The following is a 6833-nucleotide window of genomic DNA, read 5'->3' on the forward strand; positions in this document are numbered from 1 at the left end:
TCTCGCTTCCGGCGCGATATGTATCGACTCTGGGCCAGATAGGCCTAGGCTGTGTAAGCAGAGGCTTTCGTGCGACCCCGAAGGCCGATGGGGCTTCCTTTGGTCAGGACCGCAGAGGATGAAAGGGCCTCGCCGCTTTGTGGGGCCCTTTTGCCGAGCGCTGGCTTTCCTGCGGGATGTCGTGCCGCCCGCCGGTCAACGCCCCCTCAGCACCGCCCCAACCAGCAGCGACGTCGGCGTTTCGCGCGCAAGCATGACGGTGCCGTCGCTCTGCCGCGCAACCGCCTGCACCAGCACGGCGGGCGCGGTGCGCGAAGTCATCGGGCTGGCGCCCTCACCTTCGGCAAGGATGCGTTCGACGTCGGCATCGAGGAAGATGCGTTCGGCCTCGACGTGCAGCGCGATTTCGATCGCTCCGTCGGGATGGGCGCCCTGTTTTTCGCAGCCGATATCGAGCCGCCCGCCCCGCACCAACGCATCGACGAGCAGCAGCGAGAGGTTGAGGATGATCTTCACCGCGGGCTTGGGCAGCGGTTCGGTCCCGATCATCCAGTTGAGTTCGATCGCGCGGTCACCGATGATGCCCTGTATCGCCGACTTGGCCTCGTCGGCCGGGACCAGTTCGCCGAACCCCCCGGCCGATCCGAACGCGAGGCGAAAGAATTTGAGCTTGTTCGCCGAGGTCCGCGCGCTTTGTTCGAGCAGTTCAAAACAACGCTCTCGCATCGCCGGGTCTTTCTCGTCGGCGAGCAGTTCCAGCCCGTTGGCGAAGGCTCCGACAGGACTCAGCAGGTCGTGACACAGGCGCGAGGCCAGCATCGAGGCGAAATCGACGCGATCGTCGGTCATGGATGAACAGGCTCCCCAGCGCAGTGTCCGGACGTTTCCGGCGTGCGCCGCTCCTACGGCACCGGGGCCGCCCAGAGCAAGCATGATACGGCGAGCCGCGACCCTTGAATTTTGGCGCCCCAAAACCACATTCGCTTCGATGCAGGGGGATGACGATATTTTGACCGTGGCACTGGCGGATAGCGCGGCCGGGTTGCGGCTCGACCGGGCGCTGGCGGAGGCCCTGCCCAACCTGTCGCGCGAACGATTGAAAAACCTGATCAAGGGCGGCCGTGTCGCCGATGCGACCGGCACGATCTTGTGGGACCCTTCGGCCAGGGCCGCGGCGTCCGCGACGATCGCGGTCCGCCTGCCCGCCACCACCCCGGCGCATAATGTGGCGCAGGATATGGGGCTGGTCGTCGCTTATGAGGACGAACATCTGATCGTCGTCGACAAGCCCGCGGGAATGGTCGTCCATCCTGCCGCGGGCAATCTCGACGGCACGATGGTCAACGCCCTGCTCCACCATTGCGCAGGACAATTGTCGGGGATCGGCGGCGTCGCGCGGCCGGGGATCGTCCACCGGATCGACAAGGATACCAGCGGGCTGATCGTCGCGGCCAAGCATGACAAGGCGCACGAAGGCCTCGCGAAGCAGTTCGCGGCGCACAGCATCGACCGCCGCTACCTCGCGATTGCGACCGGGCGCCCGATGCCCGCGAACGGCACCGTCGACGCCGCGCTGGGCCGGTCGAGCACCAACCGCAAAAAGATGGCCGTGGTCGCCGAAGGCCGCGGCAAACATGCGATCACCCACTATCGCACGATCGAGCCGCTGAAAAATGCCACGCTGGTCGAATGCCGACTGGAAACCGGACGCACGCATCAGGTGCGCGTCCACATGATGCATATCGGCCACCCGCTGGTCGGTGACCCGGTCTATGGCCGCGCCAAAAAGCCTCTGTCGGAGGTGCTGAAAGCGCGGAATTTCGCGCGGCAGGCATTGCACGCGGCCCATTTGGGCTTTATTCATCCGGTGACCGGTAACAGGATCGCGCTCGACAGCGAACTCCCAGCGGACATGCGGGAACTGATCGATGAATTGCGCGTTTAGGTTTTGAATGAAAATCTATTTTGACCGCTGGACCCAACCGCGGCATATTTCTCCTCTGAAAATAAGGGAAGTCTCTACCCATGGCTAACAAAAGCAATGTTCCGGCAACGGTGCCCGCGCTCGGCGGCGAGGCGAGCCTGAACCGCTATCTGGCCGAAATTCGCAAATTCCCTCTCCTGACCCCCGAGCAGGAATATATGCTCGCGAAGCGGTTTCAGGAGCATGGCGACAATGAAGCTGCGGCGCAGCTTGTCACATCGCACCTTCGCCTCGTTGCCAAGATCGCGATGGGCTACCGCGGCTATGGCCTGCCGGTCAGCGAACTGATCAGCGAAGGCAATATCGGCCTGATGCAGGGCGTGAAGAAATTCGACCCCGAACGCGGCTTCCGCCTCGCCACCTATGCGATGTGGTGGATCAGGGCGTCGATCCAGGAGTTCATCCTGCGGTCGTGGAGCCTTGTCAAAATGGGCACCACCGCCGCGCAGAAAAAGCTGTTCTTCAATCTCCGCCGGATGAAGAACAACCTCGCGGCGTTCGAGGACGGCGACCTGTCGCCCGAACATCTGACCAAGATCGCGACCGACCTGGGCGTGACCGAGGAAGAGGTCACCAGCATGAACCGCCGCATGGCGATGGGCGGCGACACCTCGCTGAACGTCCCGATGGGCGAGGATGGCGACAGCCAGTGGCAGGACCTGCTGGGCGACGAAGGCCCGCTGCAGGACGAACGCGTCGCCGAGGCGCAGGAACGCGACGTGCGCCATTCGCTGCTGAACGAGGCGCTCGAAACGTTGAACGAACGCGAGCGCCACATCCTGACCGAACGCCGCCTGACCGACGACCCCAAGACGCTCGAGGATTTGAGCCAGGTCTATGACGTCAGCCGCGAACGCGTCCGCCAGATCGAGGTGCGCGCGTTCGAGAAGCTGCAAAAGGCGATGCTCAAACTCGCGGGCGACCGGCGGCTGGTCACCGCCTGACGGCTTTCGCCGACGGGTGGAAGCGGCGATTTGACTCGCTGATCCAAAAGGACCAGCCTCCCCTTTCGGACACGTCGAAGGGGGACAGGTCATGTGGAAATGGATACGGATTCCCAAAGGCATCGCACTGCTGGCCTTTCTGCTGCCGTGGATGACGGTCAGCTGTTCCGACCAGACATTGGTCGAAGCGAGCGGGTTCGGTTTGGCTTTTGGCCGCGTCACCGCGATGGGACAGGCCGCGCAGGCCAGCGATGGCGCCTCGCTCAACATCTGGCTGATTCTGGCGCTGCTCGCGATTGCGGGAGGGTTGGTGCTCCTTTTCACCCGGGGCCGCGAGGCCGCGAAGCTGGTACTCGGCACGTCGGTGGCGGCGCTGGCGCTGATCTTCTTCGGCACCTATCGCTACAGCAAGGATGCGATCCTGGCTGAAGCGGCAAAGAACGGGTCGAACGGCAATATGGATCAGGCCGCACTGGCGATGATCCAGGTCCATTGGGAAATCGGTTACTGGCTCGCGCTGCTGTCGCTGATCGCCGCCGCGGTGATGGCCTGGCTGGTGATGAGCGGCAAGGAGGCCGACGCCGAAGCAAAGATGCGTTCGCTGGCGAAAGACGCGGCCGACCGCATGGCCGCAAAGGACGATCCGCCACCCACGCCCTGAATTTCGATCGACCGGATCAACCCCGCTTGCCTCGCGCCGCCAAGCGGCTAATTTGGCGGCATGGCAACGTCTTCCCGCGCCAAGCCGCGCAAGCTTCCCTGGTATCTGCGACCGTTCAAATGGCTGCTGTGGTTCATCGCGATTTCGGTGGCGTGGGTGCTCGTCTATGCCGTGGTGCCGCCGCCGGTGACCGCAACGATGCTGTTCGACAGCAACGGCATCACCAAGGATTGGGAAAGTCTGTCGCATATCGACCGCGACATGGTGCGCGCGGTGATCGCGGCCGAGGACGGAAAATTCTGCACCCATAATGGCTTCGACACCGAAGCGATCGAACAGGCGATCGAACGCAACGCCCAGGGCAAGCGCATGCGCGGCGGATCGACGGTCAGCCAGCAGACGGCGAAAAATGTCTTCCTGTGGCAGGGCAGCGGCTGGACGCGCTACGTCCGCAAAGTGCCCGAAGTATGGTTCACCTTCCTGATCGAAAAAATCTGGGGCAAGCGGCGGATCATGGAAGTCTATCTGAACGTCGCCGAGACCGGCATCGGCACCTATGGCGTCGAGGCGGGCGCGCAGCGTTATTTCAAACATGGCGCCGACAAGTTGACGCCGCGCGAGGCCGCCCGGATCGCCGCGATCCTGCCGCTGCCCAAGAAGCGCGAGGCGATCAGCCCATCGGGCTTCACCCGCCGTTACGGCAATACGATCACCGCGCGGATCGGCCAGGTGCGGCGCGACGGGCTGGATGCGTGCGTTTATGAATAGCTGACCGCCAAAGGCCGGGACATCCGCCCGGTCGCGTCGCGATGGGGAGACACCGGCAGCGCCCGATCCTTGTCGATCTTGCCCCGATCCTTGTCGATCTTGCATTGCGCAGAACGAAAAAGGGCGCCGCGTTGCCGCAGCGCCCCTTTCACGATCAGGATCCCGAACGGGAGACGGTCTTACTTGATACCGTCGCGCTCCATCCGCTTGCGCTCCATCTTGCGGGCGCGGCGGACGGCGGCAGCATGCTCGCGCGCACGCTTTTCGCTGGGCTTCTCGTAGTGACGACGCAGCTTCATTTCGCGATACACGCCCTCACGCTGCAGCTTCTTCTTGAGCGCGCGAAGGGCCTGGTCGACATTATTGTCGCGAACGATGATTTGCATACGCCGTGTCGTCTCCTGTTCGTCAAAACGATTTGCGCCACCGGGCAACCCGGTTTGCCGTAAATCGCCGATATTCGGGCAATAAAAAGAGCGCCGCGATCACGCGACGTTCCGATGGAGCGCCAACTAGAGAGATTCGCGCCGAAATGCAAGCCCCCGCGCGGCGAACCGCGCCCGGCGCGCTATCGAACCCTGCTGTCCGCTCGCGGGATTGTGCCACGCCCCTTCCTTATGGCATAGGTAGCAGGACGAAACTAACATCATGATGAGGGACAGGCCATGGCGACCCAGCTCAAGCGCAACAGCAAATATAGCGAAGCCGAATGGACGGCGCGGCAGGAACTGGCCGCCTGTTACCGCGTCTTCGCGATGATGGGCTGGGACGAGATGATCTTCAACCACATCACGGTAAAAGTGCCCGACGAGGAAGGCGCCTTCCTGATCAACCCTTATGGCCTGCACTTCAGCGAAGTCACGGCGTCGAACCTGATCAAGATCGACATCGACGGCAACAAGGTGGACGAGGATAATCCCTGGCACGTCAACAAGGCGGGCTTTGTCCAGCACAGCCTGTTCCACCGCGTCCTGCCCGACGCGCACGCGATCATCCACACGCACACCACCGCGACAGTCGCGGTGTGCGCGCTCGAAGGCGGGCTGCAACCCGTGAACTTCTATGCCTGCAATTTCGCGGGCCAGCTCGCCTACCATGATTTCGAGGGCGTGACGGTGCGCGAGGAAGAGGGCGAGCGGCTCGTCCAGAACCTCGGCGACAAGCGCATCCTGATGCTGAAAAATCACGGGCCCGTCGTGATGGGCAAGACGCTGACCGAAGCCTTCATCAAATATTGGGCGCTCCAGCGCGCGTGCGAAATCCAGATGGCGACGATGAGCATGGGCCAGCCGATCACCGTGCCCAACGAAGTGATCGCGGTCCACCAGCGCGACCTGTTCATGGCCTCGATTCCCGGACAGGCTGGCAAGGCCGAATTCGACGCAATGGTGCGCAAGGTCGACAAGATCGACACGAGCTGGCGTGACTAATCCCACCGCGGCGCTAACAGGGGCGGCATGACGCGATTCTCGGTCAACGACCGCCCGGTCGAATATCGCATGGACCCCGAAACGCCCCTGCTGTGGGCGCTGCGCGACGCATCGAACCTGACGGGCACCAAATATGGCTGCGGCACCGGCGATTGCGGCGCCTGCACCGTCGACATCGACGGCGAGGCGATTCGCAGCTGCATGGTCACGATTGCGGAATGCGAGGGCCGCTTCGTCACCACGATCGAGGGCCTCGCGCGCGACCGCAGCCATCCGGTGCAGCAGGCGTGGGTTGCCGAGCAGGTGCCGCAATGCGGTTTCTGCCAGTCGGGAATGATCATGGCCGCGGCCGCGCTGCTGCGGTCGAACAGCAATCCCAGCGATGCCGAAATCGACGCGGCGATGACCAACATCTGCCGTTGCGGCACCTATCCGCGTATCCGCACCGCAATCCGGCTGGCGGGCCGCGTCATCCGCGGCGAAGAACGCATCGCCGCCGCCCCGCCGCCCGGCATCCGCCCGGAAGATGCGGCAGAGGCCGTCCCGGCGCTGCGCCTGCCGCCGGGAAGCTGAACGCGCCCGTTCATCTAGCTGAACCGCAGGCAACAACGCGGTCAGCCGTCGATCATCTTGCACAGGGTAAGAATCACGTCATCATCCCGGCTGGCCTCTCCAGCAAACGGGACATGAGTTGGAGAATGGCGAGATGAAGAAGATGTTCGGAGGATTGCTGATTGCGGCAACGATCCTGACCCCCATCGCTCCCGCAGCCGCACAGGCATCGGGCGAGCGGGTGCAGATCGCGCAGCGCGGCGACCGTGGTGACCGTGGACCGCGCGGCCCCGAAGTGCGCCGCGGCGGTGGTGAAGCCCGCGCCCAGCGCCAGCAAAGCCGCCAGCCGCGGGCCGATCGGCAGCCGCGCAGCGAAATGCGGCAGCAGCGCGGGAATGACGCGCAGCGACAGGCGCAGCGCCAGCAATGGCAGGCGCAGCGCGGCAATGACCAGCAACGCCAGCAATGGCAACAACGGCAGGCGCAGCAAGCCC

The 6833-nt window shown here is 63.8% G+C and carries 10 protein-coding genes; 6 read left to right on the forward strand and 4 right to left on the reverse strand.

The window, feature by feature from the left end; genetic code table 11:
- Positions 1 to 195: 195 nt before the first annotated feature.
- A complete protein-coding gene (locus A3E77_RS18115) occupies positions 196 to 849 on the reverse strand; it encodes a histidine phosphotransferase family protein (protein WP_293648624.1) in 654 nt (217 codons plus the stop codon).
- Between the two features lie 139 nt (positions 850 to 988).
- On the opposite strand from A3E77_RS18115, the gene A3E77_RS18120 reads away from it, so the two are divergent.
- The 4 genes from A3E77_RS18120 to mtgA all read left to right on the forward strand — a co-directional run bounded on the left by A3E77_RS18120 (position 989) and on the right by mtgA (position 4357).
- Positions 989 to 1945 carry an RluA family pseudouridine synthase gene (locus A3E77_RS18120; RefSeq protein WP_293648627.1) on the forward strand — a complete coding sequence of 319 codons (957 nt, stop codon included), beginning with the start codon at positions 989 to 991 and terminating at the stop codon, positions 1943 to 1945.
- Between the two features lie 80 nt (positions 1946 to 2025).
- The gene (gene rpoH, locus A3E77_RS18125; RefSeq protein WP_293648630.1) at positions 2026 to 2928 is read left to right on the forward strand and encodes an RNA polymerase sigma factor RpoH; all 903 of its coding nucleotides are present in this window, start codon (positions 2026 to 2028) and stop codon (positions 2926 to 2928) included.
- 91 nt (positions 2929 to 3019) lie between these two features.
- Positions 3020 to 3589: a hypothetical protein gene (locus tag A3E77_RS18130; RefSeq protein ID WP_293648633.1), complete on the forward strand. Its 570-nt coding sequence runs from the start codon at positions 3020 to 3022 to the stop codon at positions 3587 to 3589.
- 60 nt (positions 3590 to 3649) lie between these two features.
- Positions 3650 to 4357 carry a monofunctional biosynthetic peptidoglycan transglycosylase gene (gene mtgA / locus A3E77_RS18135; RefSeq protein ID WP_293648636.1) on the forward strand — a complete coding sequence of 236 codons (708 nt, stop codon included), beginning with the start codon at positions 3650 to 3652 and terminating at the stop codon, positions 4355 to 4357.
- On the opposite strand, the gene A3E77_RS18140 is transcribed toward mtgA, so the two are convergent.
- Positions 4348 to 4509 (reverse strand): hypothetical protein, encoded by a 162-nt coding sequence (locus A3E77_RS18140; protein ID WP_293648639.1) that lies wholly within the window; start codon positions 4507 to 4509, stop codon positions 4348 to 4350. The two genes, mtgA and A3E77_RS18140, sit on opposite strands and share 10 nt — an antisense overlap.
- 27 nt (positions 4510 to 4536) lie before the next feature.
- Entirely contained in the window at positions 4537 to 4743 is a 207-nt protein-coding gene (rpsU, locus tag A3E77_RS18145; protein ID WP_037510267.1) for a 30S ribosomal protein S21, read from the reverse strand.
- Between the two features lie 279 nt (positions 4744 to 5022).
- Here rpsU and A3E77_RS18150 point away from each other — a divergent pair, with 279 nt between their 5' ends.
- Together A3E77_RS18150 and A3E77_RS18155 are read left to right on the forward strand one after the other, a co-directional pair.
- On the forward strand, positions 5023 to 5787 hold the full coding sequence (locus A3E77_RS18150; protein ID WP_293648642.1) for a class II aldolase/adducin family protein: 765 nt from the start codon (positions 5023 to 5025) through the stop codon (positions 5785 to 5787).
- 27 nt (positions 5788 to 5814) lie between these two features.
- Complete coding sequence (locus A3E77_RS18155; RefSeq protein WP_293648645.1) at positions 5815 to 6360, forward strand: (2Fe-2S)-binding protein; 546 nt, start codon at positions 5815 to 5817, stop codon at positions 6358 to 6360.
- 73 nt (positions 6361 to 6433) lie between these two features.
- Here A3E77_RS18155 and A3E77_RS18160 read toward each other — a convergent pair whose 3' ends face one another.
- On the reverse strand, positions 6434 to 6829 hold the full coding sequence (locus A3E77_RS18160; RefSeq protein ID WP_293648648.1) for a hypothetical protein: 396 nt from the start codon (positions 6827 to 6829) through the stop codon (positions 6434 to 6436).
- Between the last annotated feature and the right edge of the window lie 4 nt (positions 6830 to 6833).

It is taken from the genome of Sphingopyxis sp. RIFCSPHIGHO2_12_FULL_65_19 (assembly GCF_001830555.1).
In the GTDB taxonomy this organism is placed as follows: Bacteria; Pseudomonadota; Alphaproteobacteria; order Sphingomonadales; family Sphingomonadaceae; genus Sphingopyxis.